The 25,234-nt window shown below is 45.9% G+C and carries 20 protein-coding genes; 7 read left to right on the top strand and 13 right to left on the bottom strand.

The annotated features are described in order from the left end of the window. Positions 1-32: 32 nt before the first annotated feature. The 4 genes from G4P54_RS05595 to ntdA all read right to left on the bottom strand — a co-directional run bounded on the left by G4P54_RS05595 (position 33) and on the right by ntdA (position 4,525). Positions 33-1,241, bottom strand: a complete 1,209-nt coding sequence (locus G4P54_RS05595; protein ID WP_024712939.1) for an MFS transporter — start codon at positions 1,239-1,241, stop codon at positions 33-35. A gap of 71 nt (positions 1,242-1,312) precedes the next feature. Beyond that, the gene (ntdC, locus tag G4P54_RS05600; RefSeq protein WP_167872037.1) at positions 1,313-2,365 is read right to left on the bottom strand and encodes a glucose-6-phosphate 3-dehydrogenase NdtC; all 1,053 of its coding nucleotides are present in this window, start codon (positions 2,363-2,365) and stop codon (positions 1,313-1,315) included. 17 nt (positions 2,366-2,382) lie between these two features. Further along, positions 2,383-3,228, bottom strand: a complete 846-nt coding sequence (ntdB, locus tag G4P54_RS05605) for a kanosamine-6-phosphate phosphatase (RefSeq protein WP_167872038.1) — start codon at positions 3,226-3,228, stop codon at positions 2,383-2,385. After that, positions 3,200-4,525: a 3-dehydro-glucose-6-phosphate--glutamate transaminase gene (ntdA, locus tag G4P54_RS05610; protein WP_167872039.1), complete on the bottom strand. Its 1,326-nt coding sequence runs from the start codon at positions 4,523-4,525 to the stop codon at positions 3,200-3,202. Before ntdA ends, ntdB begins: the two co-directional genes overlap by 29 nt. A 104-nt stretch (positions 4,526-4,629) precedes the next feature. On the opposite strand from ntdA, the gene ntdR reads away from it, so the two are divergent. After that, complete coding sequence (gene ntdR, locus G4P54_RS05615) at positions 4,630-5,619, top strand: NTD biosynthesis operon transcriptional regulator NtdR (RefSeq protein WP_167872040.1); 990 nt, start codon at positions 4,630-4,632, stop codon at positions 5,617-5,619. A 305-nt stretch (positions 5,620-5,924) separates the two neighbouring features. Here the strand turns inward: ntdR and G4P54_RS05620 are convergent, their stop codons facing one another. Then, the gene (locus tag G4P54_RS05620) at positions 5,925-7,079 is read right to left on the bottom strand and encodes an AbrB family transcriptional regulator (RefSeq protein WP_167872041.1); all 1,155 of its coding nucleotides are present in this window, start codon (positions 7,077-7,079) and stop codon (positions 5,925-5,927) included. Positions 7,080-7,187: 108 nt separating this feature from the next. Then, entirely contained in the window at positions 7,188-8,390 is a 1,203-nt protein-coding gene (locus tag G4P54_RS05625) for an MDR family MFS transporter (protein ID WP_167872042.1), read from the bottom strand. Positions 8,391-8,503: 113 nt separating this feature from the next. On the opposite strand from G4P54_RS05625, the gene G4P54_RS05630 reads away from it, so the two are divergent. Continuing rightward, positions 8,504-10,231: an SgrR family transcriptional regulator gene (locus G4P54_RS05630; RefSeq protein ID WP_167872043.1), complete on the top strand. Its 1,728-nt coding sequence runs from the start codon at positions 8,504-8,506 to the stop codon at positions 10,229-10,231. A gap of 36 nt (positions 10,232-10,267) precedes the next feature. On the opposite strand, the gene G4P54_RS05635 is transcribed toward G4P54_RS05630, so the two are convergent. Both G4P54_RS05635 and G4P54_RS05640 read right to left on the bottom strand, forming a co-directional pair. Then, positions 10,268-10,597, bottom strand: coding sequence for a four-helix bundle copper-binding protein (locus tag G4P54_RS05635; RefSeq protein WP_167872044.1), 330 nt, complete (start codon positions 10,595-10,597; stop codon positions 10,268-10,270). A 118-nt stretch (positions 10,598-10,715) separates the two neighbouring features. Beyond that, positions 10,716-11,153 carry a ferritin family protein gene (locus G4P54_RS05640; RefSeq protein ID WP_167872045.1) on the bottom strand — a complete coding sequence of 146 codons (438 nt, stop codon included), beginning with the start codon at positions 11,151-11,153 and terminating at the stop codon, positions 10,716-10,718. Between the two features lie 185 nt (positions 11,154-11,338). On the opposite strand from G4P54_RS05640, the gene addB reads away from it, so the two are divergent. From addB to hlpB, 5 genes are all read left to right on the top strand, one after another. Further along, a complete protein-coding gene (gene addB, locus G4P54_RS05645; protein ID WP_167872046.1) occupies positions 11,339-14,839 on the top strand; it encodes a helicase-exonuclease AddAB subunit AddB in 3,501 nt (1,166 codons plus the stop codon). Next, positions 14,826-18,530 carry a helicase-exonuclease AddAB subunit AddA gene (gene addA, locus G4P54_RS05650; protein WP_167872047.1) on the top strand — a complete coding sequence of 1,235 codons (3,705 nt, stop codon included), beginning with the start codon at positions 14,826-14,828 and terminating at the stop codon, positions 18,528-18,530. The genes addB and addA overlap by 14 nt, the downstream gene beginning before the upstream one ends. Before the next feature lie 72 nt (positions 18,531-18,602). Continuing rightward, a complete protein-coding gene (gene sbcD, locus G4P54_RS05655) occupies positions 18,603-19,778 on the top strand; it encodes an exonuclease subunit SbcD (protein WP_167872048.1) in 1,176 nt (391 codons plus the stop codon). Further along, complete coding sequence (gene sbcC / locus G4P54_RS05660) at positions 19,775-23,170, top strand: exonuclease subunit SbcC (protein WP_167872049.1); 3,396 nt, start codon at positions 19,775-19,777, stop codon at positions 23,168-23,170. Before sbcD ends, sbcC begins: the two co-directional genes overlap by 4 nt. Positions 23,171-23,184: 14 nt before the next feature. Continuing rightward, positions 23,185-23,487, top strand: a complete 303-nt coding sequence (hlpB, locus tag G4P54_RS05665) for an HNH nuclease-like protein HlpB (RefSeq protein WP_167872050.1) — start codon at positions 23,185-23,187, stop codon at positions 23,485-23,487. A gap of 36 nt (positions 23,488-23,523) precedes the next feature. On the opposite strand, the gene G4P54_RS05670 is transcribed toward hlpB, so the two are convergent. From G4P54_RS05670 to G4P54_RS05690, 5 genes are read right to left on the bottom strand one after another with little or no spacing between them, the layout of a single operon-like run. Next, positions 23,524-23,742 carry a spore germination protein gene (locus tag G4P54_RS05670; RefSeq protein ID WP_010333667.1) on the bottom strand — a complete coding sequence of 73 codons (219 nt, stop codon included), beginning with the start codon at positions 23,740-23,742 and terminating at the stop codon, positions 23,524-23,526. 31 nt (positions 23,743-23,773) lie between these two features. Continuing rightward, positions 23,774-24,175, bottom strand: coding sequence for a spore germination protein GerPE (locus G4P54_RS05675; RefSeq protein WP_167872051.1), 402 nt, complete (start codon positions 24,173-24,175; stop codon positions 23,774-23,776). Further along, positions 24,175-24,351 carry a spore germination protein GerPD gene (gene gerPD, locus G4P54_RS05680; protein ID WP_024712955.1) on the bottom strand — a complete coding sequence of 59 codons (177 nt, stop codon included), beginning with the start codon at positions 24,349-24,351 and terminating at the stop codon, positions 24,175-24,177. Before gerPD ends, G4P54_RS05675 begins: the two co-directional genes overlap by 1 nt. Next, positions 24,348-24,965 carry a spore germination protein GerPC gene (locus tag G4P54_RS05685; RefSeq protein WP_167872052.1) on the bottom strand — a complete coding sequence of 206 codons (618 nt, stop codon included), beginning with the start codon at positions 24,963-24,965 and terminating at the stop codon, positions 24,348-24,350. The genes gerPD and G4P54_RS05685 overlap by 4 nt, the downstream gene beginning before the upstream one ends. Before the next feature lie 22 nt (positions 24,966-24,987). After that, entirely contained in the window at positions 24,988-25,221 is a 234-nt protein-coding gene (locus G4P54_RS05690) for a spore germination protein GerPB (RefSeq protein WP_024712957.1), read from the bottom strand. Between the last annotated feature and the right edge of the window lie 13 nt (positions 25,222-25,234).

Below are 25,234 nucleotides of genomic sequence, written 5' to 3' on the forward strand. Positions count from 1 at the left end.
TTGTCTATTAGTATCTTTCATTTATGGGTTTTTTACTGTGTTTTTGAAGCTTTGCTCTCAAAGTGAATAGGGTCTTCTGTTTTCGTTCTTCTAATCTTTACAGAAATACCTGCTAGAATGACCGCCATAGCTGTGAATATTCCCATTGTTAATAAGATCGTATCCTGATTTAAACTCCATCCAATTAAGAAAGAGAGGATGGCTCCTCCGAAACTTGCTGAAGCAATAAATAGGCTTGTCACTTCGTCAATGTACTTCTGAATAATGATTGATGCTAGGGTTAAAGCAATGGGGAATATGCCCGCTATACTTAGACCAATCAAAAAAATACCACTCAATTGAAGTGTTGGGTTACTTATATAAGAGAAGGCAATCAACAAAACAATTAAACAGCTACAACTAAACAGGAGGTACTTAGAAAAATCAAGCCTTCTACTTACTATGCCAATCAGTATTCTTCCTATGATTATCCCCACCCAGAAAAAGGAGACACTTATAAGGCTAATTTGTTCATTGTCTTGGTTTATCATGATGGAAGGTAAAAAGTTGGCAAAATTCGTTTCAATTCCAGCATATAGGAAAGCGAAAAATACAAAAAAGCCTAATTGCTTTGATTTTTTTCTATCTCCTATAAAGTATTGAAACGCTCCTGCATGTGGCAAGGCCACTTGCTGGTTAGCATGATTTTTAGCGTGCTTTCGGTTCTTGGACAAGAAAATTAACCATCCTGCTAATAGGACGAACAAAAAGGTAAATATGCAGTAATACGGTAGATGCCAGTTACTGCTATCGATGAAGGGATTAATTAATAATGGGAAAGATAAAGCGCCTAATCCAAAGAGGACTTCCAACTTACTCATTTTTTCTGCATTACTTTCGAAATTAGCAATAACAAAGGAACCAACTGTCGTTTCTAATGTACCTGCCCCATAGCCTAAGAGAAAAGCCATTCCGACAATATAATACCAATCCTTAGTTAGAAAAAAGATACTTAATGCTGCAAGCATGATTGTCAACGCTAAAGTAAGTGTCCTAAAGTGACTGTATTTCTTAATCATTAACGGTGCGATTAACACTCCGCTTAGGAATCCGGTAAACTGAAAGAAAATGATGATCGAAATATCATCTGTCGTCTTGTTAAAAGACTCTAATAGAAATGGTGTCAAACTCCCTGTTGATATATGGATAATGCCTACTGTGAAAAAGAAAGCATATCCAAATAAATATGTCCCTCTTAACATTCATCACACCCCTATATGAAAAAGCAGGAAAATAGATTCCTGCTTTTTTAGTAACTTCCCTCTTCGAAATACTAATTGACTGCTAAAGCAGACCTTGTTTGAGAGTCGCAATCTTTCTCAAAGAACATTTCTAATACTTTTTGAGATCTAAAACCATCGTGAAAAGAAGGGATCTCCACCCATTCTTTCTGAGTTGATTCAATCCAATTGATTAACTCGCTTCTAAAAGAATCAGCCCAGCCATAAAATTCGTTTGGCGGATCATTTAATAGACTTTGCGGCACTGAGCAGTCTGCCACATTCAAGCCATCTATGAGCTTGTAAACATGAGGATTGCCTGTATGATATTTAAACTCTTTTTTGTGTCCAACTACCTCAATGCTAAAACCGCAGTCTTCAGGCACAGAACATTTTGATGTGATGATATTTACAAATACCTTGTTCTTCAGTTGACCATAAATTTCTGCATAGTCATCTACAAGTACCTGTTTATCCTCTTTTGTTTTTACATTTGTGTTCATCTTTGCTCTTACTGATTCTGGGATGAAATCACTCTCAAACAAATACCATACCAAGTCGATAAGGTGAATACCCAGATCCCCTAATGATCCACTTGTCTTTTTACTATTAGCGTCATCTCTCCAAGTAAACTTTTTGCGTCTAATTGCACTATTTTTCTTGAAGTGTACTTTTATGGACAGTATGTTACCTAGTTCATTATTGATAATTAAGCTTTTTAAGATATTTACATAAGATAAATATCGATAATTAAATCCCATACTAGCTCTTACATCTGACCTTTCAGCGGTATCTTTCATTATGCTTGCTTCCTCGAGAGAAATAGCCATAGGCTTTTCACACAATACATGCTTATGTTTTGCCAATGCCTGTAAAGCGTGTTCTTTATGGCAAAAGTTTGGTGATGCTACAATTACACCTTCTGAGGCATCAATGAGTTCATCTGCTTTTTCATATGTCTTCCCACCGAAAGTTTTCACAAAGCTTTCCGCATTTTGTTGATTTATGTCATATACCCCTACTAACTCTGCGTTTTTTATTGTAGATAAAGCAGTTGCGTGCGCTCTGGCAATACCACCTGCACCTATGATACCAATCTTCTTCATATCTATTTTCCTCCTTATTAACCAATTAATTTTTTTAAGGTATTAGTAATTCCTTTTGAGTACTCACTATCAGTTATAAGTTGGTGCAAGTTTTTAGCTTCCTGTGTTGCATTTTTCAGCAGATATCCATTCCCTACAGCCTGTAACATACGAACATCATTTCCGCTATCTCCAAATGCGATAGCTTTTTCGGCATTTAGGCTGTATTTCTCTAACATAAACTTTACAATTTCATTCTTTCCTGTTCCCTTGGGGATAAAATCTACATCATAGCTGTCTTCCGGATCACCTGCTAACGGATTACATCGATTGATATTAACTGAAACTCCGTATTCCTCGCAGATCTTTTCAATGGCTGACAGGTTTTTCTTGTCGTTTATTTCATCTTGTTCCTGATAATAAAAATTGTGCTTATACCGTGACTTTCCTAATTGAGTTTGAGGATTCAACAGAATGTTATAATTGTCGTGTAGCTGTTTCACAATTCGATCTATCTTTTCTTTACTAAACTCTTCATTTATACGGCTGTTCCACTCATGATCTTGCTGTCCGAAGTTATGCTCTGAAAAGTACGTGATTTCAGTTCCAAGATCACTAGCGACAAAATGCGGGAAATATCTAAATTTTCCTCGTTCCATTTTATCGAGAATAGATTCTATGCTGCTCCCAGTAACCCATCCAATTAGCAGTTCCCCAGCTTTACTTTTTTGTTCCAGATAGTCTTCGAGTTCATATATGTCTTGTTGTTGCTGTTCGTCGATTGTATGCGGAAAATACGTCTCATCAAAATCACAAAAAACAATATACTGAGGATGTTCAACCTTGGATAACGTTTTATACTCCAGCTTTTTGCTTAATAACACTGAACAGTCCCTCCATTACTCTGTCTTGTTCTTCTAAAGTAAATGACGGATATAAAGGCAAATGCAGTACCTGACTATGTGCCTTTTCCGTATGGACCAATTGGAGTTTTGTGTACTTGTCCTGTACTAAAGGAGTGTTTTGCATATGAGACAGTACTGGATAATATATATCTGTTTGAACACCATAATCTTCATTTAATTTCGTCATGATATCTGTCCTATCCTCTGCTTTTACCTTAATAGGAAACAGGTGCCACACATGATCTTCGCTTAATTCCGGTAATTCAATAAGGCCTTTATTCTGTAATTCTGCTAATTGAGTAATGTATCTATCAGCCAAGAATAGTCTTTTGAAGTTGTTTAATGAAAGGTGCTTTATTCTCTCTAAACCAATTGCAGCCTGTAAATTGTCCATTTTTGAATTAAATCCAAAATTGATGACTTTCTTATTTTTCACATTTACTTCAAAACCATGATAACTGAATTGAATGCATTTTTTGGCGAGTTCTTCATTATCAGTTGCTATTGCCCCAGCCTTACCGCATACACCAAAATTCTTATATGGATTAAAACTTAATGTAGTGATGTCTGCGTACTTTCCTAAGTCTGTCAGTCCAATTCCTTGGCAAGCATCTTCAATTACTTTCAATTTATAACGATTTGCTATTTGGCGGATCTGCTTCATTTCTGAATGTTTTCCGTATAGATGCACAGGGAGAATAAACTTTGTATAAGGCGTTATTGCTTCCTCAATTTTGTTAGGGTCGAGGCAGAATGTTTGTGGGTTAATATCTGCATAGACAGGCACGCCTCCCACAGCTAACACAGCATTTTCAGTAGCTGAAAAGCTATTAGCTGGCATGATCACTTCATCCCCGCGGTTTAACCCTAAAGCCAATAATCCTATCATAATAGCATCCGTTCCGCTGCTGGTTGCAATTACATACCTTTTATGTAAATATGTAGATAAAACGTCTTCGAATTTCTCTAAATAGGAACCACTCGTAAATTTTCCAGTTGGCAAAACGCTAGTTAATGCAGTTAAGATATCATCCACTTCATCATTGGTTATTAATCTGTCTACAGGCATAAAAGGGACTTTACTGATTTCACGATTTTTTTGGTAGTTGAAAAGGTCATTTTCAATATCGGTATTTTCTTTTAATACTTGTCTCCAACGCTCGTTTACAATACTGTCTTCAATAACAAGTTCTTTTCCTTGTACGTCACCTTTTAAGTGCTTTAGCAGTAACATGTTTTCTTTACTTTTACCTGAAACTCTGACTTGTTTTTGCATGAACAGTACCTCCAATGAGTTTATAATGTGGAAAATTTGATACAAATTTATCCTAATTTCTGAAACCGGTAACATGTCAATAACTTTTTTGAGGAAGGGAAAATATGCCTACAATTGATGAAATAGCAAGATTATGTAACGTGTCTAAAACCACAGTATCAAGAGTATTGAATAATCACCCTTATGTATCGAAAGAAAAAAGAGATATGATTTTAAAGGCGATTAACGAACTTGATTACACTCCCAATTATTTAGCTCGGAATTTTAGGAGAAATAAGACACAAACGATAGCTTTATCGGTTCCGAGTATCGACCATCCATTTTTTGCACAATTAATAAAAGGGGTCTCTCATGAAGCACTGTCTAAGAATTACAAGGTAATTGTATTTCAAACCTTTTATGACAAACAGACAGAGCTGGAACTATTAGAGTTATTGAAGCACAAAGAAGTTGATGGTGTTATTCTTGGAACTTTAGAAAATGACTGGGATAAGATATCGCATTTTTTAAGGTATGGTCCGATCTTATTATGTAATGAATATCATCACTCAGCGGACATCACGATCATTGGATATGATGAATTTGAAGCCGCATACATGGGGGTGGTACATTTAATTGAAAGAGGGCATGAAAAAATTGGATTTTGTTTTGACACGCCATATAGCGAAGCTCAATGTCAGCGGAAAGAGGGGTACTTGAAAGCTTTACAAGATTACAATTTACATCATAGAAACGAATGGATATTCGGTGAATTGTTTAATATCGAGGATGGCTTTCGTGTTTTTCATAAGATAAAGGATCTAAAGGACAGACCCTCAGCAATCTTTACGGGAAATGATCAAGTCGCCGCAGGGATTATTAAACAGGCGATAAAAAACGGCTTTCATGTTCCAGAAGACTTAGCTGTAATAGGTTTTGACAACCAATTGATTTGCCAAGTAGTGACTCCGACCATAACAACAATTGATATTCCCATCATAGAATTAGGTCAACAGGCTGTGTTGAAAATAATCGAGTATATTTCGGGCAACACTTCTTTAAACAGAAACATTATTAAACTGCCAACAAGTCTTATCATAAGAGAATCAACTTAACTAGAGATTTCGCCTTCCTTGTATAGAAAAAGAGGTTATTCATATATAACCTCTTTTTCTATCAGGAAGCCTGTTTTTTGGAATTTTCATAAACGCTTCTATACCAAAGTCGTCAACGATTTCTTCGTCTCTCATTTCGCCTTCTGTCAGCACTCACTTCAAATCTGATCCATTTTTTATCAAATGAATTTGGCGTTAATATACTTCGAATCATCTTTTGTTGTTCATCTTGTTCGAAGCTTTTCACACTTATATGTCCCCATCTTGATGGTTTGCGGTTTAAAAGTTCTTGAACCCTTTTTTCATTAGGCATTACTGCGGCTGATCGGGCTTTCATGATCTTTTTTTTCACCATGAAGATGGTGAAGCAGACGATAAAACGGCGGCAGCAGGGCAATGACTAGAATAACGCGTATGACCTGAACTGCAACGACAAAGGTGGAATCAGCATGCAAGGTAACAGACGTCGTCGCCATCTCTGCAATGCCGCCGGGCGCAAATGCCAGAACAGAAGTGATGAGCGAGATTCCTGTCAGCTCGGAAACGATTACGGCGCTTAAAAACATAGCTGCGATTAAACCGACGGACGAGACAAACCCGACGATGACAATACGGGTGACGCCGACAAACATGCTTTTGTACATTTTAGAGCCGATCGTGGCTCCGAGAAATACTTGGGACACATGGTTAGCTTGTGACGGCCACCATGCCGTCATGTCGTGTCCTGTCACCGAAGCGCCGCCAACGTGTACAATTGCTACACCGAGCATGCTTCCGAGCAGCCATGGGGCCGGAAATTTTAAAAATTTAGCAGCTTTGCAAGCTCCCCAGGCAGCCAGAATCAGAATAGCGGTCCACAAAAGGGGAGCGAGCCTGATATCAGTCGTTGCTGTGGAAAGCGATTCTGCTGCGGCACGAGCGGAAGAATCTTGTTTTGTATAGATCAAAATGACCAAAAACGGAATGGAAAGCACCACGAGCAGCACCCGCATCATTTGAACGAGGCTGACAATGGCGGTATTGGCGCCGACCTCTTGCGCGATGCTCGGCATGGCAGACAGTCCGCCTGGAGCTGTGCCGACAAAGCTTGTCAACATGTCCGTTTTGCTGAAACGCCAAAGCACATATCCTGACAGCATGGCCAGCAGTATAGACAATATCAGCATAACGCTGACTGAAAACCAATGATCTTTGAGAACAGAGAGAACGGATAAGTTCAGCTTTTGGCCCAATTCGATGCCGAGGATCATCTGCCCGAGAGCGAGCCACCGGCGGTTAATTCCTTTTTGATCTGGCGCCATCATCAGCCATGCCGGCCGTATCATGGAGAGGCAGCAGGCGACAATCAGCGTTCCGATCATCCATCCAATCGATATTCCGGTTAATGAAAGAATAAACCCCCCGGCTGCACTGATTGCGATAAACCATAGATCTTTGAGGAGATTTTCGTCTTTCTTCAATGTAAAACCCTTCTTCCTTTTCACGTAACACTCCAAATGGTTCACGTAGTGAATGTATAATTACTATAATATATTTTCGGTGATAAAGAAATTAGGAATTATTTTCGATTAGCCATTCATTTTCCTTATGACTTTTTGTTCGAGCCTATCTATTGTGTAAGTCAGGCATAAGCATGCTGCCAGTATACACACGGCAAGGGCGTAAAACATCACTTCTCCGCCAAACGATGTCAGGATCATCCCGCCTGCCAAAGGTCCGATTGAGCGGGAAATATCCCAATGCAGGCCGTATATCGCATAAAACCGGCCAAGCAGATGAGGCGGCGCCAATGTTGAAATAAAGGTCTGGATATGGGTGAGTCCGATGCTTTCGCCAACCGTCATCACCGCTGCCGTCACTAAAAGCATTGTCAGGGAGGTTGAGCATGCGAAGCCGGCAGCCGCAAGGGCGTAGCAGATATAAGCGATCAAAAGGATCGTTTTCATCGAAAGCTTTTCGGTCGCTTTTACAAGAGGAACCTGAAGAACAAAGCTGAATAAAGCTTTTACCGCCGAGTAGATGGTCAGCATGGACAGATAATCAGAAAACATGTTTTTGCTGAAGAGCCTGTAGGTTGTTTCTGTTTGCGCATATAACATGCTGATGGGGAGAGAAAGCAGCAAAAGAAGCAGTACAGGCCTGTATATCGTAAAGCTTCCGGAAAACGCCGGTGTGCCAGCTGTTATGATCGGCTTTGTTTCCGGCAGTTTTAGTGCAGCAACCAGAAAGTAGCTGAACAATGCCGCGGCATCTAAAGCGAATATCCACACGGGGTTATGTTTGTACAGCAGCATCCCCGCTAGCGGCCCTGCCGTCAGGCCCGCTGAATAGATCGCATTGATAACCGCAAACACTTCTGAACGTCTGCTTTCCGGCGTGCTTTCGGCAATTTGAGCGCGGGAAGCAGGGATATACAACGATCTTCCGATGCCATTCATGACGTAGAGAAGGGCGAAAACATACGCTTGATCTGCAAACACAAACCCCGTCATGGCTGCTGCTTGCAGAAGCAATGCGATCAAAATCGCTGTTCGCCGCCCAAGCCGGTCCGTCACCCGTCCAGCAATCAGCGTCAGACAAATATCGGCAAATGGCTGAAGACTGATGATCAGCATTGGAATCATGACGCTGCCGTTTAATTGTTCATGCAGGTACAGCACCATAAAAGGTCCCATCATTGCACCTGTCAGGCTTGTCAGCATTTCGCCGAAAAAGCGGAGCCAAACGGGAGCGGTATATCTCGATTTTATAGATTGAAAGCTGGTCAGCATGTGATCGCCGCCTTTCGCTGTTTGGTATAGTAGTAGTGTATAGAAGGGGCGGCGGCCCAAAAAGTGAAGAAAAAAAGAGAAAAAGTTTCCCCTTTTGTCGGGAGGTGCGGGGATTGAAGCTGATTGAGCATTATGTGGAACTTGTAAAAGCGGGATGCGCTGTGTATGGGCAGATGTACCAAATGACGCTCACAGAGATTGCAGACTGCTTATGTTGTACAGAAAGAAATGCAAAGCTCATTTTACATAAGCTGGAGAACGAGAATTGGATTATCCGGAAAAGCGGTGCGGGGCGAGGCCGTAAATCTAAAATCGCGTTTCTTCGCCGGCCTGAGGAGCTGCTGCTTCAAACAGCCAAGGATTATACAATGGCTGGAAAGCTTAAAAAAGCAAAGGAACTGCTTCAGCAGTATCAGTCCGCGTTTCCGGGGCTTCAAAACGAATATGATATGTGGTTTTCTGAGGTGTTCGGCTTTGTGACAGAGACCGGTGGGGATGGAGAAAAGGATGTGCTCCGGCTGTTCATCACGCCTGAAGATGTCAGCAGTTTGGATCCTTGCCAAATATTTTTGCGATCTGAAGGGCATTTCGTTAAGCAGATATTTGATACATTGCTCACGTATGATCCAACTGTGCGGGAGCCGAAGCCTCATTTGGTTCACGGATGGGAAGAGCACGAAAAAAAACAATGGAGGTTTTTTCTTCGGAAGGGTGTGTCTTTTCATAACGGACAGCCGCTGACAGCGCGGGATGTTGCGTTTACGTTTCAGCGATTTTTGACACGTGCTGATAACCCGTATAAATGGCTGTTACACGGGGTGAAGCAAGTTCTGGAAAACAGCCCTTATTGTGTCGAGTTCATACTCGATCAGCCGAATGAGCTATTGCCGTATGTTCTTTGTGATGAACGGCTGTCTATTCTGCCGGCAGAACAGGGCGGCGCGATCAACGGAACAGGTCCTTTTCGGGTAAATCAGCATCACAGCCGGATGCTTGTGCTTGAAGCCAATGAGCGTTACTTCAAGGGACGCCCCTTTTTGGATCGCGTTGAGTTTGTGTTTTCTGAGCAAGCCGGAGAGATGAATGGTTTTACCATTCAAGAAAAACAAACAGGTCCTGATCGGCAAACTGTTTTTGATGAACGGCATGTCCAGTACTTGTCGCTCAATTTGAAAAAGAATGGGCCTCTTCAGCACCGAAGCTTTCGAAAAGCGCTCCGCCTGCTGATTTCCTCTGAACGGCTCGTTAAGGAAGCGGGAGGGCACCGCAGAATTCCGGTTTCGTCTTTTTTGCATCAGAACCCTTTTGAACGGGAAGACGTATCACCTTTTGAATTGCTGAAGCAGAGCGGGTACGGGGGAGAAACGCTTGTGCTGTCTACCTTTTCGGAAGCTGATCATCGTGAGGACGCCGAGTGGATTCAAAATGTTTGCGCCCGGCATGGCATCAGGCTTACACTTCAATTCTGTGATTCTGCTGATCTCCGCCGGCCGGAAATTGTGCAAATGGCGGATATCATTCATGATAGTGCGACGTTTTATCAAGACAGTGAGTTTGGTTTTCTGCATTTGCTGCTGTCGGAGAACAGTTTTTTGTTCCAGCATCTATCTGAAAAGCTGGAACAAATATGCTCTAGAATGACAGAACGGATTTTTTCGATCCCTGACCGCTGTTCGAGAATCCAGCTGCTACATGACATTGACCGCCGGCTTGTACAGGAGTTCAATGCGATTCCGCTGTATCAAAGTGTGCTTCAGGTGGAATCAAGCGGGAATGTGAAAGGCCTCATGCTTGATGAAGAGGGATGGGTTGATTTGTACGCCGTGTGGCTGTCCAAATAAAAAAGGAGGGTTCCTTTTTTGAACCCTCTCCGTCCTTTATGACGCTGCTATATTACGGCATTGTTCAGCACATCTAAAGCAGGACATCGCACACGCTTGGCAATGATCGTGCTCGTGTTTTTCGCATTCTGTGCCGCACGCTTCACAAATGTCGGCGCAAAGTGCGCAAATTTCTTGCATGAACGGGCTGTCCGTTTGCATGGCTTTGACCGCCAGCGCGCAAATATCCGCGCATTCTCTGTCAAGCCGGATGCAGCCGCTGAGCTTGTGGTGCGCGCTTTCTTCCAAGCATTTTGTAAAACAATGATTGCAAGCCTTCATACAATTCATGCAAGCCTCGATACAAGCTTCTGAATATTGCTCCATGACAGATTCCCCCTGTATGCCAGTGTATGGTTTTATGTTTCCCGGCTGCATGTGAAAAAAACAGGTGAGTGTGTTTTTTGGATGAGGGGATATGTGTGGATTCACTTTGCGGGTATATTTAACGTTCCATTAAGAAGTACAGAAACCAGACAGCGTGATTTTGTTCATCGCGAGCGGCGCGCGTAAAGATGCCCTTCGCTTTTACATTTGAGGTTTCCTCCGCCGCGCGCAAATAAAAGTCGACTGTTTCTTGTTCATCTTTAAAAGCGGCGTCCAGTCCTCTCGTGAAATTGTCCGGGCATTCTTCCGTTTGTTTCGGCATGAAGTGTTTGCCGGTAATGGTCCCGTACAATGTGGAAAATTCACGGAGGTGGCGCATTTCGTCACGCCTGATTTCTTCAATCTGTTTTCTGGCGTCATCGCGGCTGGCAAGTTTGGCAAGCTTGCGGTAGCATTGAACCGCGCTGAATTCTCCGTTAATGGCCTTTTTCAGATTCCGAATCAAAACAGGATCATCCCGGTATGGCGCCGGATATGGATAATAGTTGTAGTACAAGGGGATTCAACTCCATTCTTGAAGAATTGGGCTTCTGTAAAAAGTATATGTAGGGCGGAGAGACATGTGCTGAGAAATTCAGTTTTTTCAATGTGAAAGGCCGTTTTTTACCAATAGATGAGATTGGTCATTTTCGTCAACATTCGATAAAATATATAGAGATAAAAAGAGAGGGGTCTTCTAATTTGGGAGCAGAGTTTTTAGTAGGCAGGTCCGGGAGTGGAAAAACGAAGCTGATCATCGACAGCATTCAGGATGAACTGCGCCGGGCTCCATTCGGGAAACCGATCATTTTTCTAGTCCCGGATCAAATGACGTTTTTAATGGAATACGAGCTTGCTAAAACGCCTGATATGGGCGGAATGATACGCGCTCAAGTGTTCAGCTTTTCACGATTGGCATGGCGCATTCTCCAGCATACGGGAGGAATGAGCAGGCCGTTTCTGACGAGCACAGGTGTACAGATGCTCCTGCGAAAACTCATTGAGGAGCATAAACAGGAGTTCAAAGTTTATCAAAAAGCGAGTGACAAAAGCGGATTCACCGCCCAGGTTGAACGGATGCTGACAGAATTTAAGCGGTATTGTCTGGAACCGGAAGATATCCGCCGGATGGCGGAAAGCGGAACGGCTTCCGAGTATCGCGGGGAACGTGTTTTATCTGAAAAGCTTCATGACTTATCGATTCTGTATCAGCAGATGGAAAAAAGCCTCGCAGGGCAATATCTTCACTCAGAGGATTATTTAACATTGCTGGCGGAGCATATTCCTCTTTCGGAGGATGTAAAGGGCGCACATATCTATGTGGACGGCTTTTATCAATTTACGCCGCAGGAATTCAGGGTGTTGGAGCAGCTTATGGTTCACGCAGAGCACATCACGTTTTCGCTGACAGCGGACAAGCCGTCTGACGAACGGGAGCCGCATGAACTGGAATTATTCAGAATGACGGGAAAAACCTATTACCGCCTGCACGAAAAGGCGAAGGAATTAAATCTGGACATTACGTATAAAGAGCCTAGCGGGAGTGAAAGGCATACACGCACACCGGAATTGGCGCATCTAGAGGCGCAGTATGAAACGCGTCCGGCCATCCCATATGCAGAAAAACAAGAGGCTGTTACTGTGATGCAGGCCGCAAACAGACGAGCAGAGCTTGAAGGCATTGCCCGGGAAATTCACGCCCTTGTCAGAGAGAAGGGCTATCGCTATAAGGATGTAGCGATTCTTGCACGCCAGCCGGAAGACTACAAAGATATGGTGAAGGAAGTGTTCGCTGATTACGAGATTCCTTATTTCATTGACGGAAAAGCATCTATGCTGAACCATCCGTTAATTGAATTTATCCGCTCGAGCCTTGATGTTTTGAAAGGGAATTGGCGTTATGAAGCGGTGTTTCGCTGCGTGAAAACCGAACTGTTATTCCCGCTTAACGAGCCGAAGAATAAGGTGAGAGAACAGGTCGATCAGCTTGAAAATTACTGTATCGCCTACGGGATCAAAGGCGATCGCTGGACAAAGGGCGACCGTTTCCATTACAGACGTTTTGTGTCATTGGATGATGATTTTACGCAGACCGACCAGGAAATCGAAATGGAAAACATGCTGAATGACACACGCGACTGGATTGTTCCGCCGCTTTTTCAGCTCCAGAAACGAATGAAAAAAGCAAAGACGGTTCAGGAGAAGGCGGAGGCGCTCTACCGCTATTTAGAAGAGACGGATGTGCCGCTTAAGCTGGATCAGGAAAGACAGCGTGCTGAAGAAGACGGCAGAATCATTGAAGCGCAGCAGCATCAGCAGGCGTGGGATGCAGTCGTTCAGCTGCTTGAGGAGTTTGTTGAAATGATGGGAGATGATGAGATTTCTCTAGATTTGTTTCAGCAAATGATGGAAGCCGGCGCGGAGTCGCTTACATTTTCTGTCATTCCGCCTGCGCTTGACCAGGTGTTTGTCGGCAATATGGATTTGTCCAGAATGTATGACACCTCCTGCACTTTTGTGCTGGGGGCAAACGATGGTGTTCTCCCGGCGCGCCCTGATGAAAACGGAGTGCTGTCGGACGATGACCGGGAATGGCTGAAAACGGTTGGGGTTGAGCTTTCCTCAGGCGGGCGAGAGCGTCTGCTTGACGAGCATTTTCTCATCTATATGGCTTTTTCCAGTCCGTCTGACAGGCTTTACGTCTCGTATCCGATTGCCGATGCGGAAGGAAAAACGCTTTTGCCGTCGATTGTTATTAAGCGGCTGGAAGAGCTGTTTCCGCACCATAAGGAGCGGCTGCTGACAAATGAACCTGAACAGGTCAGCGATGAGGAACAGCTGATGTATGTCGTCAATAAAAGCGTGGCACAGTCCTTTACTGCGAGCCAGCTTAGATTATGGACACGGGAATACGAGATCAGCGACGTTTGGTGGAGCACGTACAATGTGCTGATGAGCGACCCGGACAGGCTGCAATCGAAAAAACTGTTTTCAAGCCTGTTTTTCCGTAATGAAGTAAAGCAGCTTGAACGCAGCGTGTCAAGGCAGCTTTATGGTGAACGCATTCAAGGCAGTGTGTCGAGGATGGAAACCTTTAACGCGTGCCCGTTCTCCCATTTTGCGTCACACGGGCTGCACCTGAAGGAACGGCAATTTTTCAAGCTTGAAGCACCGGACATCGGCCAGCTGTTTCATTCCAGCTTAAAGCTGATTTCAGACCGGCTGCGGGAGCAAAAGCTGGATTGGCGCGATTTAACGAAAGAGCAGTGTGAACTGTTTTCCTATGATGCGGTTGAACGGCTGGCGCCGAAACTGCAAAAAGAAATTCTGCTCAGCTCAAACCGCCATTATTATGTGAAGGGAAAACTGCAAAAAATTGTGACACGCGTGTCCGGCATTTTAAGCGAGCATGCGAAAGCGAGCGGATTCGTGCCGATTGGGCTTGAACTGGGCTTTGGAGGAAAAGGGCCGCTCCCGCCGCTGACCTTTAAGCTGAAAAACGGCTGCACGATGGAGCTCGTCGGGCGAATTGACCGCGTTGATAAAGCGGAAAGCTCAAAAGGCCTGCTTCTAAGGATTGTCGATTATAAATCAAGCGACAAAGGCCTTGACTTAGCGGAAGTCTATTACGGCCTGGCGCTGCAAATGCTGACATACCTTGATTTATCGATTACACACTCAGCCGACTGGCTCGGAATGAGAGCGACGCCTGCGGGGGTGCTGTATTTCCATATTCATGACCCGATGATTCAATCTAACCTCCCGCTCGGGCTTGACGAGATTGAACAGGAGATCTTTAAGAAATTTAAAATGAAGGGCCTGCTCCTCGGCGATCAGGAAGCGGTTCGCCTCATGGATACGACCCTTCAAGAGGGACGGTCAAATATCGTCAACGCCGGCTTGAAAAAAGACGGCTCTCTCAGATCGGACTCGGCGGCAGTCGGCGAAAAGGAATTTGAGCTGCTGACGAAGCATGTGCGCCGCACCTTCCAAGAAGCTGGCGAACAAATCACCGACGGACGCGTATCGATTGAGCCTTATAAAATGAAGAACAAGACGCCATGCACATACTGTGCGTTCAAATCAGTATGCCAATTTGATGAATCATTAGAAGAAAACGAGTATCGCACATTAAAGGCTGAAAAGGACAAGACGATACTTGAGTGGATAAAAAAGGAGGCGGATGGCAATGAACATTCCTAAACCGGCAGACAGCACGTGGACAGATGACCAATGGAATGCCATTGTTTCAACCGGCCAGGATATTCTTGTGGCGGCTGCTGCGGGCTCCGGGAAAACCGCTGTGCTCGTTGAGCGAATGATCCGGAAAATCACAGCGGAAGAAAACCCGATTGATGTAGACCGGCTTCTCGTTGTGACCTTTACAAACGCCTCGGCGGCAGAAATGAAACACCGAATTGCGGATGCCTTGGAAAAAGAGCTCGTAAAGCGCCCCGGCTCGCTGCATATCAGACGCCAGCTGTCTCTTTTAAACCGGGCCAGCATTTCGACACTTCATTCCTTTTGCCTGCAAGTGCTGAAAAAATATTACTATTTGATCGATATTGATCCGGGCTTTCGGATTGCCGATCAGACCGAAGGCGAGCTGCTTGGGGATGAAGTGCTGGATGAGCTGTTCGAAGACGAATACGCAAAGGGTGACGAGGCGTTTTTTGAGCTGGTTGACCGCTACACGACAGACCGGCATGATCTGGATCTGCAATTTCTCGTCAAACAGGTGTACGAGTATTCCCGATCCCATCCAAACCCGGAGGCATGGCTGGAAAGCTTTGTTCATTTATATGATGTATCTGAAAAGAGCGCGATCGAAGAGCTTTCGTTTTATCAATATGTCAAAGAGGATATTGCAATGGTGCTTAACGGAGCGAGGGAAAAGCTCCTGCGCGCCCTTGAACTGACAAAAGCGCCGGGCGGACCGGCGCCGCGCGCTGACAATTTCCTTGATGATCTTGCGCAGATTGATGAACTGATTCAGCATCAGGACGATTTCAATGAACTTTATAAGCGGGTGCCTGCCGTCTCATTTAAGCGCGCGAAGGCGGTAAAAGGGGACGAGTTTGATCCCGCGCTGCTTGATGAAGCGACAGACTTGCGAAATGGTGCGAAAAAACTGCTTGAAAAGCTCAAAACCGACTACTTCACAAGAAGTCCTGAACAGCATTTGAAAAGCCTAGCCGAGATGAAGCCTGTCATTGATACACTCGTACAGCTTGTCATTAGCTATGGAAAGCGATTCGAAGCCGCGAAGCAGGAAAAATCAATCATTGATTTTTCTGATTTGGAGCATTACTGTTTGGCGATTTTGACAGCTGAAAATGACAAAGGCGAACGCGGTCCGAGCGAGGCAGCAAGATTTTATCAGGAGCAGTTTCATGAGGTGCTCGTTGACGAATATCAGGATACCAACCTCGTGCAGGAATCGATCCTGCAGCTTGTCACAAGCGGGCCGGAGGAGACTGGAAACCTGTTTATGGTAGGAGATGTCAAACAGTCGATTTATCGATTCAGGCTTGCGGAGCCGCTTCTTTTCCTCTCCAAATACAAACGGTTTACAGAGAGCGGAATAGGAACGGGACGGAAGATCGACTTGAATAAAAACTTCCGAAGCCGGGCTGATATTTTAGACAGCACAAACTTTTTATTTAAACAGCTGATGGGCGGCAAAATCGGTGAGGTGGATTATGACGAGCAGGCTGAGCTGAAGCTTGGCGCGGCGTATCCGGACAATGGCGAGACGGAAACGGAGCTGCTGCTGATCGACAACGCAGAAGAGACGGATGCAGGCGAGGAAGCAGAAGAGCTGGAAACGGTGCAGTTCGAGGCGAAAGCGATCGCTAAGGAAATTCGCAAACTGATTTCATCACCGTTTAAGGTGTATGACGGAAAAACGAAAACACACCGCAATATTCAATACCGCGATATCGTGATTTTACTGCGTTCCATGCCGTGGGCGCCGCAAATCATGGAGGAGCTGAGAGCACAGGGCATACCGGTTTACGCCAATTTAACGTCAGGCTATTTTGAAGCGGTCGAAGTCGCCGTCGCGATTTCGGTGCTGAAGGTGATCGATAACCCGTATCAGGATATACCGCTTGCCTCTGTGCTGCGCTCACCGATTGTCGGAGCAGATGAAAACGAGCTGTCTTTGATCCGGCTTGAAAACACAAAAGCTCCGTACTATGAAGCGATGAAAGACTACTTGGCAGCCGGCGACCGGAACGGCGAGCTTTATCAAAAGCTGCAAACCTTTTACGGGCATCTGCAAAAATGGCGCGCGTTTTCGAAAAACCACTCAGTATCTGAGCTGATTTGGGAAGTGTACCGCGACACGAAATATATGGATTATGTCGGCGGGATGCCGGGCGGAAAACAGCGCCAGGCCAATTTGCGCGTCCTTTACGACCGGGCGCGCCAATATGAATCAACGGCGTTTCGCGGCCTGTTCCGTTTCCTGCGATTTATCGAACGCATGCAGGAGCGGGGCGATGATCTTGGTACGGCGAGAGCGCTCAGCGAGCAGGAGGATGTTGTCCGCTTAATGACGATCCACAGCAGCAAGGGGCTTGAATTCCCTGTTGTGTTTGCAGCGGGTCTCGGCCGCAATTTCAACATGATGGACTTAAACAAATCGTACCTGCTGGACAAGGAGCTCGGGTTTGGCACGAAGTATATTCACCCGCAATTGCGTATCAGCTATCCGACGCTTCCGCTCATTGCGATGAAGAAAAAAATGCGCAGGGAGCTGCTGTCAGAGGAATTGCGGGTACTCTATGTTGCATTAACAAGAGCAAAGGAAAAATTGTTTCTGCTTGGTTCGTGCAAGGATCATCAGAAACAGCTCGCAAAATGGCAGGCATCCGCGTCACAAACTGACTGGCTTCTTCCGGAGTTTGACCGCTATCAGGCAAAAACGTATTTAGATTTCATCGGGCCGGCTCTTGCCAGACACAGAGATATGGAGACTTTGGCTGAAAACGGTGCGACAGCGCGTCCTGATATATCAGGACACCCGGCTCGTTTTGCCGTCCGAATGATCCATTCCTATGATTTGCTGGATGATGATTTGGAGGAAAGAATGGAAGAAAAAAGCGAGCGCCTAGAATCGATTCGCCAAGGTGAACCAGTTCCCGGCTCGTTTGCATTTGATGAAAAAGCCCGCGAGCAGTTGAACTGGACCTACCCGTATCACGAGGTGACGCAAATTAGCACAAAGCAGTCGGTATCTGAGATCAAGAGAAAAAGAGAGTACGAGGATGAATACAGCGGCAGGGCCCCTGTTAAACCGGCTGACGGCAGCATGCTGTACAGACGGCCCGCTTTCATGATGAAAAAAGGCCTGACGGCGGCAGAGAAAGGAACGGCCATGCATACGGTGATGCAGCATATCTCACTGACACATGTGCCGACGATAGAAGAAGCGGAGCAGACGGTTCATAAGCTTTATGAAAAAGAACTGCTCACGGAAGAACAAAAAACCGCTATTGATATAGAAGAAATCGTGCAATTCTTCCATACGGAAATCGGCGGACAGCTGATCAGCGCGCAATGGAAGAATAGGGAAGTACCGTTCAGTTTGGCGCTTCCAGCCAAGGAGATCTATCCTGATGCACAGGAGGCGGATGAGCCGCTTTTAGTGCAGGGAATCATTGATTGTCTCTATGAAACTGACGGCGGTTTATATCTTTTGGACTATAAATCGGACCGGATTAAGGGCAAATTCCAGCACGGATTTGAAGGAGCGGTCCCGATCTTGAAGAAACGATATGAAACGCAAATTCAGCTGTACACGAAGGCAGTTGAGCAAATTGCAAAAACAAAGGTAAAGGGATGTGCGCTTTATTTCTTTGACGGAGGGCACATTCTGACATTATAGCGAGATCCGTAAGCTCCGGTGATTTCAGGCGGAGCGGATCTCGTTTTCCATATAAAAGAGAGGTGAAAGCATTTGCGGATTTTACATACGGCTGACTGGCATCTTGGAAAAACGCTGGAAGGAAGAAGCAGGCTGAGTGAACAGGCAGATGTGCTTGATGAATTGAATACGATTGTAAAGGAAGAGCAGATCGATGCCGTCGTAATGGCAGGGGACGCGTTTGACACCGTGAACCCGCCGGCTTTAGCCGAGCAGCTGTTTTATGAAAGCCTGTCTGCGCTCAGCGACAGAGGGAAGCGCCCGATTGTTGTCATTGCCGGAAACCACGATAATCCTGACCGTTTGTCCGCCGCTTCACCGCTGACACATGAACACGGCATTTATTTAATCGGCTATCCGACAACGGAACCGCTTCATATAGAAGTGCCTTCAGCAGGTGAGCTTTTGGCGGTGGGGGCGCTGGCGTACCCATCTGAAGCGCGGTTAAATGAAGTGCTTTCCGATACATTTGATGAGAAGCTGCTCCGCGATCATTATGATGTGAAAATCAGGCAGGCGTTTGAGCATATGACGAGCCGGTTTCGCAAAGACGCAGTAAAGGTTGCCGCAAGCCATATTTATGTCGCAGGCGGAAACCAAACGGATTCAGAGCGGCCGATTGAAGTCGGCGGCGCATATACGGTGGCTGCTGAAAGCCTGCCGGCGGATGCCGCTTACGTGGCGCTCGGCCATTTGCATCGCCCGCAAACGATCAAGCGGGCGCGGACGCTTGCACGTTATTCCGGATCTCCGCTCGCCTACAGCTTTTCTGAAGCGGGCTACGCCAAATCGGTGACAATCGTGGACGCGAAGCCGGGAGAAGAGGCGTCTTGGCATGAAGTGTTATTGTCTAGCGGCAAGCCTCTTGTGAAGTGGAAAGCGGCAAATGGCTTGAGCGAGGTGTACAGCTGGCTGGATGAAGGCAGGGATGAGAATGCCTGGATTGACCTTGAAATCCGTGTGACGGACCAGCTGTCACTTGAAGAAATTCATAGGCTGCGGAAGGCGCACCCGGGCTTTATCCATATCAGGCCGGTTTTTGAAGAACAAAACAAAGAGCGGGAGCGGGTCGAGGTGAAGCATGTGTCGATCGAAGACCGCTTTAAAAAATTTTATGAAAAACAAACTGGCGGCGCGGTGCCGGATGAAGAAATGGTGAAGCTGTTTTTAGAGCTTGCATCCGGCGTTGAAGAGGAGGATGCGAAATGAAGCCGATCGCCTTATCGATAAAGGGGCTCCACAGCTTTAGAGAGGAGCAGACGATTGATTTTGAAGGCCTTTCCGGCGCCGGTGTTTTCGGCATTTTCGGCCCGACAGGAAGCGGTAAATCCTCTATTCTCGACGCAATGACGCTTGCTTTATACGGAAAGGTGGAGCGGGCGGCGAACAATACACACGGAATTTTAAACCATGCGGAAGATACGCTGTCTGTTTCCTTTACCTTTGCGCTTCAGACGAACCATCAAATCTCTTACAAAGTCGAGCGCGTGTTTAAAAGAACGGATGAAATGAAGGTGAAAACGGCACTTTGCCGCTTCATTGAGATTAAGGATGAGCATACAGTGCTGGCCGATAAAGCCATCGAAGTCAATAAAAGAGTCGAGGAGCTCTTGGGGCTGACGATTGACGATTTTACGAGAGCGGTGGTCCTGCCGCAAGGGAAATTTGCTGAATTTCTGTCTTTAAAAGGAGCGGAGCGCAGGCATATGCTCCAGCGCTTATTTCATTTGGAGCAGTATGGAGACCGGCTCGTGAAAAAACTGAGACGGCAGGCACAGGAAGCCAATGCGAGAAAAAACGAAATGCTTGCTGAACAGTCCGGCCTCGGGGAAGCGAGTTCAGAAGCGGTTGAGCTGGCGGAACAGGCTCTCGAACAAGCTGAATCCCGGCTGGAAGCGATGAAGAAGAATCGGGATCAGGCAAAAGAGCGGTTTACTGAACATCAGGAGATTTGGAATGTTCAAAAGGAAAAAGCCGCTTATGAAGAAGAGAAAAAACGTCTCGAAGAGGAACAGCCGCACGTAGACGACATGAAAAAGCGTCTGCTGGAAGCTGAAAAAGCCGCTGCTCTGAAGCCCTATGCGAATCGGTATGCAGAAGCCATCCAGCAGGAGGAGAAAGCTGAAAAGGAACAAACGCTTGCTCAAAAGGATTTAGCAGACCAGACCGCTTTCTTTCATCAAAAACATGAAGAGTATGAAGCGTGGCGCCGGCATAAAAGCGAGAAAGAGCCTGAGCTTTTAACCGAGCAGGAACAGCTTTCCCGCCTGCAGGAGATTGAAATCAAACTGAGTGAGGCCAAGCAAGAGGAAGAGCGCAAAAAGGCTGAACTCCATCAAAAAGAAGAGGCTCTTCACTCTGTCATGAATGAATTGGAGGCTGTAACAGACCGTCTGACACGGGGGCAAAACAGGCAGACGGAATTGAAGCAGCAGCTCAAATCCCTGCAGGTGACATCCGATGAGCGAAAAAGCTGCCAACAGGCTGCAGAGATGGCATTACGCATCAGGCAGACTGAGGAGCAAATCACAAAAGAGCAAAAACGAAGTGACGCATTGAACCTTGTGCTTCAGAAGCTGAATGAGGAGAAGAGTACACTCGTCGAAAAGACGAAAGCGGAAGAAAACAACATCATTCAAGCGTATGAGGCTGTACAAACCGTGTACCATTTGGTGTGCGAGAGTGAGCGGTCATTAATACGTATAACTGAACAGGCTAGAAAGACACAACAGACGCTTCAGATGCAGCGCGAAAAAGCAAGAGTGGCATTGCTGACAAAAGAGTTAGCCGAAAAGCTGACAGCCGGAAAGCCTTGTCCTGTTTGCGGTTCAACGCATCATGATCCGTCTGCCTCAGTACACAAAACATATGAGCTCGACAGCGGCCTTGAAGAGAACATCAAACAGACAGATATGCTGCTGACGGAAGCGGCAGCTCTCAGCCAAGAGATTTTTTTAGCCAAAATCACGCTTGAAGAACAGTCTGCGCGTTTTATTGAACAGTGTCCGTTCTTGCAAAAGATTCAGCAAGCACCAAACCTTGAAGCGGCAGCTTCTTACGAGAATCAGCCGGTGCATGAGGCATTCAATACTGCCAACATTGAATGGAAACGAGTCAAGCAGGATATTCTTTCTGTGAAAACACGAATGGCTCAAATGATCAGCGCTTATCAGGAGTCTTTAAAAAAGGCCGAGCAGCTTAATGAAAAAATCGGTTTTGAAAAAAGAGAGGCGGATCGTATCGCAAGCATCATCGCCGAGCTTCAGTCCTCGTTGGACAGCCGTCTAAAAGCGTTTGACGAAGCGTTTCAGGATCAATCTATCAATGAAGCAGAGAAATGGCAGGAAGCCATTGAAGAAAAGGACCGGGCTGCAGAAGATTGTGAAAAACGAATTGAGAAGAGCATCGCGTTTCTTGCTGAGCATGAAGCACAAAAGGAAAAGCTGCGGGAATCCGGACATCGGCTTGAACGGGAAAAGCTGGAGCTTCACTATGCGGCTGAACGCATCAAGAACGTGATAGCTGATTATGAGCGCGAACTAGGAGATTATGCTAAAGGAGATTCGATCCAAGCCAAACTCCGCTCTGTTCAGCAAGATCTTAAGCTGTTAAGAGAAAAAGAACAATCTCTATATGAAGAACTGCAAAGCGCACAAATGAGGCTCAATCAGGCGAAAAGCCGCGCTTCAGCAAGCGAGCTGACTCTTCAAGAGGCGAAGGACAGGTTGGAAAAGGCCGAATCCGATTGGCTTGAGCATGCGAAAGGCACTCGCTTTACCCGGACTGAAGAGGTGGAGCGAAGTCTTATCCCAGCGGAAGAGCTTGAAAAGATAAAAACGGGCATAGACCAGTTTATGGATAAACTGAAGCAAAATGCCGCAAACTTAAAGCGTGTAGCGGAGAGACTTGCCGGCCGAGCCTTGTCAGAGAGTGAATGGAGCGAAACCGTTACGGCTTTACAGGAAGCTGAGGACGCGTTTGGCGCTGCGATAGAGGAAAAAGGCGCGGCAGTGAAAGCGCTGGCCGTTATTCGCGACCATCATAAACGGTTTAACGAAATTGAGGCTGAGCTGAAAAAATGGCAGACGCATATCGACAGGCTGGACAAGCTGCAAGCTGTGTTTAAAGGGAACACATTCGTCGAATTTTTAGCTGAGGAGCAGCTTGAAAGCGTAGCGCGGGACGCTTCAGCAAGACTTGGCATGCTGACGAGACAGCGCTATGCCATCGAAGTGGATTCAGAAGGCGGATTCGTGATGCGTGATGACGCAAATGGAGGCGTCAAACGCCCGGTATCCAGCTTGTCTGGAGGAGAGACCTTCCTCACCTCGCTTTCTCTCGCTCTTGCGCTGTCTGCCCAGATCCAGCTTCGCGGAGAATACCCGCTTCAGTTCTTCTTCTTAGATGAAGGGTTCGGCACCCTGGATCAAGATCTGCTTGATACGGTTGTGACAGCCTTGGAAAAACTGCAGTCAGACAATCTGTCTGTCGGTGTTATCAGCCATGTGCAGGAACTGCGGGCACGGCTTCCGAAAAAGCTGATCGTCCATCCGGCTGAACCGAGCGGACGCGGCACACGGGTGTCACTTGAATTGATGTAAGGAGGACAGCGGAAATGGCAAAGCAGACTGCCGGAATATGTGAGCTGTGCGGCCGGAGCGATGTCCAACTGACAGAGCACCACCTCACACCGAAAGAGGAAGGCGGAACGTTTCTGCCGACAGCAATGCTCTGTATTCCTTGCCATAAACAAATTCATGCCTTATATACCAATCAAGAGCTTGCGGTTCGCTTAAACGGAATCAATGAACTCAGAAGCGACCCGCAGCTTGCCCGATTTGTCAAATGGATCCGAAAACAGCCGCCAGAGAAGCTGATCAAAACAAAGAAATCAAATGATCGACAAAAGAAAACATGACTAAAAAGCAGCCCTCTCTTTGCAGAGCGGCTGCTTTTATCCGTTTCCAACCATATCCTGATCGCTGACATCGGGGTCTATATAATTTGTCGCGTTGACTGCGTTGTTTAATAGAAGGAAATCTCCCGTATTTCCTGCTCCCGAACCGAGCGCAGATTTTGAAGAGCTTTTCGGAGATAAGTAAAAGGAATCACCAAAGTTTACGACTCCGCCCGATATGGAATTGATAGCTATAGGCCCGACAATTGCTGGCATAAACGACACCCTTTATCGAAGTCTCTGTTTATTATATGCTCTTGGCGGGCGATTGTGAGCGCGGAGACTGAATCTGCCTGATATGTTTGATTCTCGCGTCACCGCGAACAACCGAAGCTGATCCAGCATGAAAAACAGAAGCAGCTGAGACCCCTTGAATTTTGACATTGCGAACAAAAATAGCCGGCATCTCGTGGCAAAATGCGCTTTGTACGCTTGTTTCAGGAAGCTGCCTCAATACCTGCTGCTGAAAAATCGGGTACTCCTTTCTGTTAAATGAGCCTTCGTTATAGTAAAACGTAGCCAGCGAGCGCTGAACAGCAAATACTCTTATACTCATATCGATTTCGTTTGTGTCACCGGCTTGAAACACGCTTGCTATACCAAGTGAGTTGAATTTAATCATTCTGATGCGTGGGATGCGTTTTAACATTATGCCGGCGAAATCGGAGCAAGCGGCCCGATAATAAGAGATTCAGGCGGTGTATCAAAAATCGAAGAGAGATAGATGGATTCAGTGTCTCCGATGTGGAATACAGAGGAACTGGACACACCATTCATCCGGATATCCCCGACCTCCAGGCTGCGGTTGATGACGGTAAAGATCATGCTTGCTCATCTCCTTTCATTTCTGCTGGGATATGCTCCAGAAAATGTTCTACAGCACGGATTACGTCACGCTTCACGTGCTCGGCGATATGTTCCGCATATTGTGCAGGCGGAGTATTTTCTTCTTTTTTGATATGGGACATGTAATAGTGGATGCGGCTGTCCATTTGTTTTCGGATGTCTTCAATGATATGATGTCTGTTTGTGTCGTCCAGCCTGCTGTCGTACTGGTTTTCGAGCTGCTCTAAAACATCTGGGATTTCTTCGGTTAAGTACATGTCGACATTCTGGCGGATTTGCTGCATGAGCTGGGCGCCCTCTTCCTGCTGCATCATTCCGATTCCAGGTGTCGATTGGCTGACTTCAAAGTTTTGAACGCTGTTCGGATCAGTCGGATTTAAACCGATATTTAATGTCCCATCAAGCCTTTCGATTTTCAGCTGATCAAATTTATACTCCACACGCTCAATGGTAGTGGCCGGCCGCTGCTTCATCGAATTCATTTCAGATTGAATCTCATTCAGCTGGCGTTCGAGCTGCTGGATATGGAGTGCCTGCTGCTGAACAAAGGAATTCAAGTTTTGTAAGTAAGAGGAAACAGATTGATCATACATGGTCTTCACCTCTTTCATATAATTAACGGCCAGGTGGCTGGAGAGGGACCAATGAACTTGCATCGGGTGCCTGCGGCTGAACCGGCTGCCCTAAGGCTGAAACCTCTGGTGCTGGTTCGACATAGCTTCCCGTATTATACAGGTTTGACAGGGATTTAATTGATCCGGCGCTTCCGATTTGCAGAACGGAGGAGTTGCTGATTGATTCCAGGCGTATATAGTTAATTTGGATCGTTTGATTAATATAGAAATTCATGAGCCTCACTCCT

The sequence above is a fragment of the Bacillus tequilensis genome, assembly GCF_012225885.1.
Taxonomy (GTDB): Bacteria; Bacillota; Bacilli; order Bacillales; family Bacillaceae; genus Bacillus; species Bacillus tequilensis.

Coding starts and splice junctions, on each gene's coding strand:
- G4P54_RS05625 (WP_167872042.1), bottom strand. CDS start 8,390: ATGCTGACCAGCTTTCAATCTATAAAATCGAGATATACCGCTCCCGTT.
- G4P54_RS05670 (WP_010333667.1), bottom strand. CDS start 23,742: ATGCCAGCAATTGTCGGGCCTATAGCTATCAATTCCATATCGGGCGGA.
- G4P54_RS05595 (WP_024712939.1), bottom strand. CDS start 1,241: ATGTTAAGAGGGACATATTTATTTGGATATGCTTTCTTTTTCACAGTA.
- gerPD (WP_024712955.1), bottom strand. CDS start 24,351: ATGATCTTTACCGTCATCAACCGCAGCCTGGAGGTCGGGGATATCCGG.
- G4P54_RS05635 (WP_167872044.1), bottom strand. CDS start 10,597: ATGGAGCAATATTCAGAAGCTTGTATCGAGGCTTGCATGAATTGTATG.
- sbcC (WP_167872049.1), top strand. CDS start 19,775: ATGAAGCCGATCGCCTTATCGATAAAGGGGCTCCACAGCTTTAGAGAG.
- G4P54_RS05690 (WP_024712957.1), bottom strand. CDS start 25,221: ATGAATTTCTATATTAATCAAACGATCCAAATTAACTATATACGCCTG.
- ntdA (WP_167872039.1), bottom strand. CDS start 4,525: ATGCAAAAACAAGTCAGAGTTTCAGGTAAAAGTAAAGAAAACATGTTA.
- addA (WP_167872047.1), top strand. CDS start 14,826: ATGAACATTCCTAAACCGGCAGACAGCACGTGGACAGATGACCAATGG.
- ntdC (WP_167872037.1), bottom strand. CDS start 2,365: ATGAAGAAGATTGGTATCATAGGTGCAGGTGGTATTGCCAGAGCGCAC.
- hlpB (WP_167872050.1), top strand. CDS start 23,185: ATGGCAAAGCAGACTGCCGGAATATGTGAGCTGTGCGGCCGGAGCGAT.
- G4P54_RS05685 (WP_167872052.1), bottom strand. CDS start 24,965: ATGTATGATCAATCTGTTTCCTCTTACTTACAAAACTTGAATTCCTTT.
- ntdR (WP_167872040.1), top strand. CDS start 4,630: ATGCCTACAATTGATGAAATAGCAAGATTATGTAACGTGTCTAAAACC.
- G4P54_RS05675 (WP_167872051.1), bottom strand. CDS start 24,175: ATGTTAAAACGCATCCCACGCATCAGAATGATTAAATTCAACTCACTT.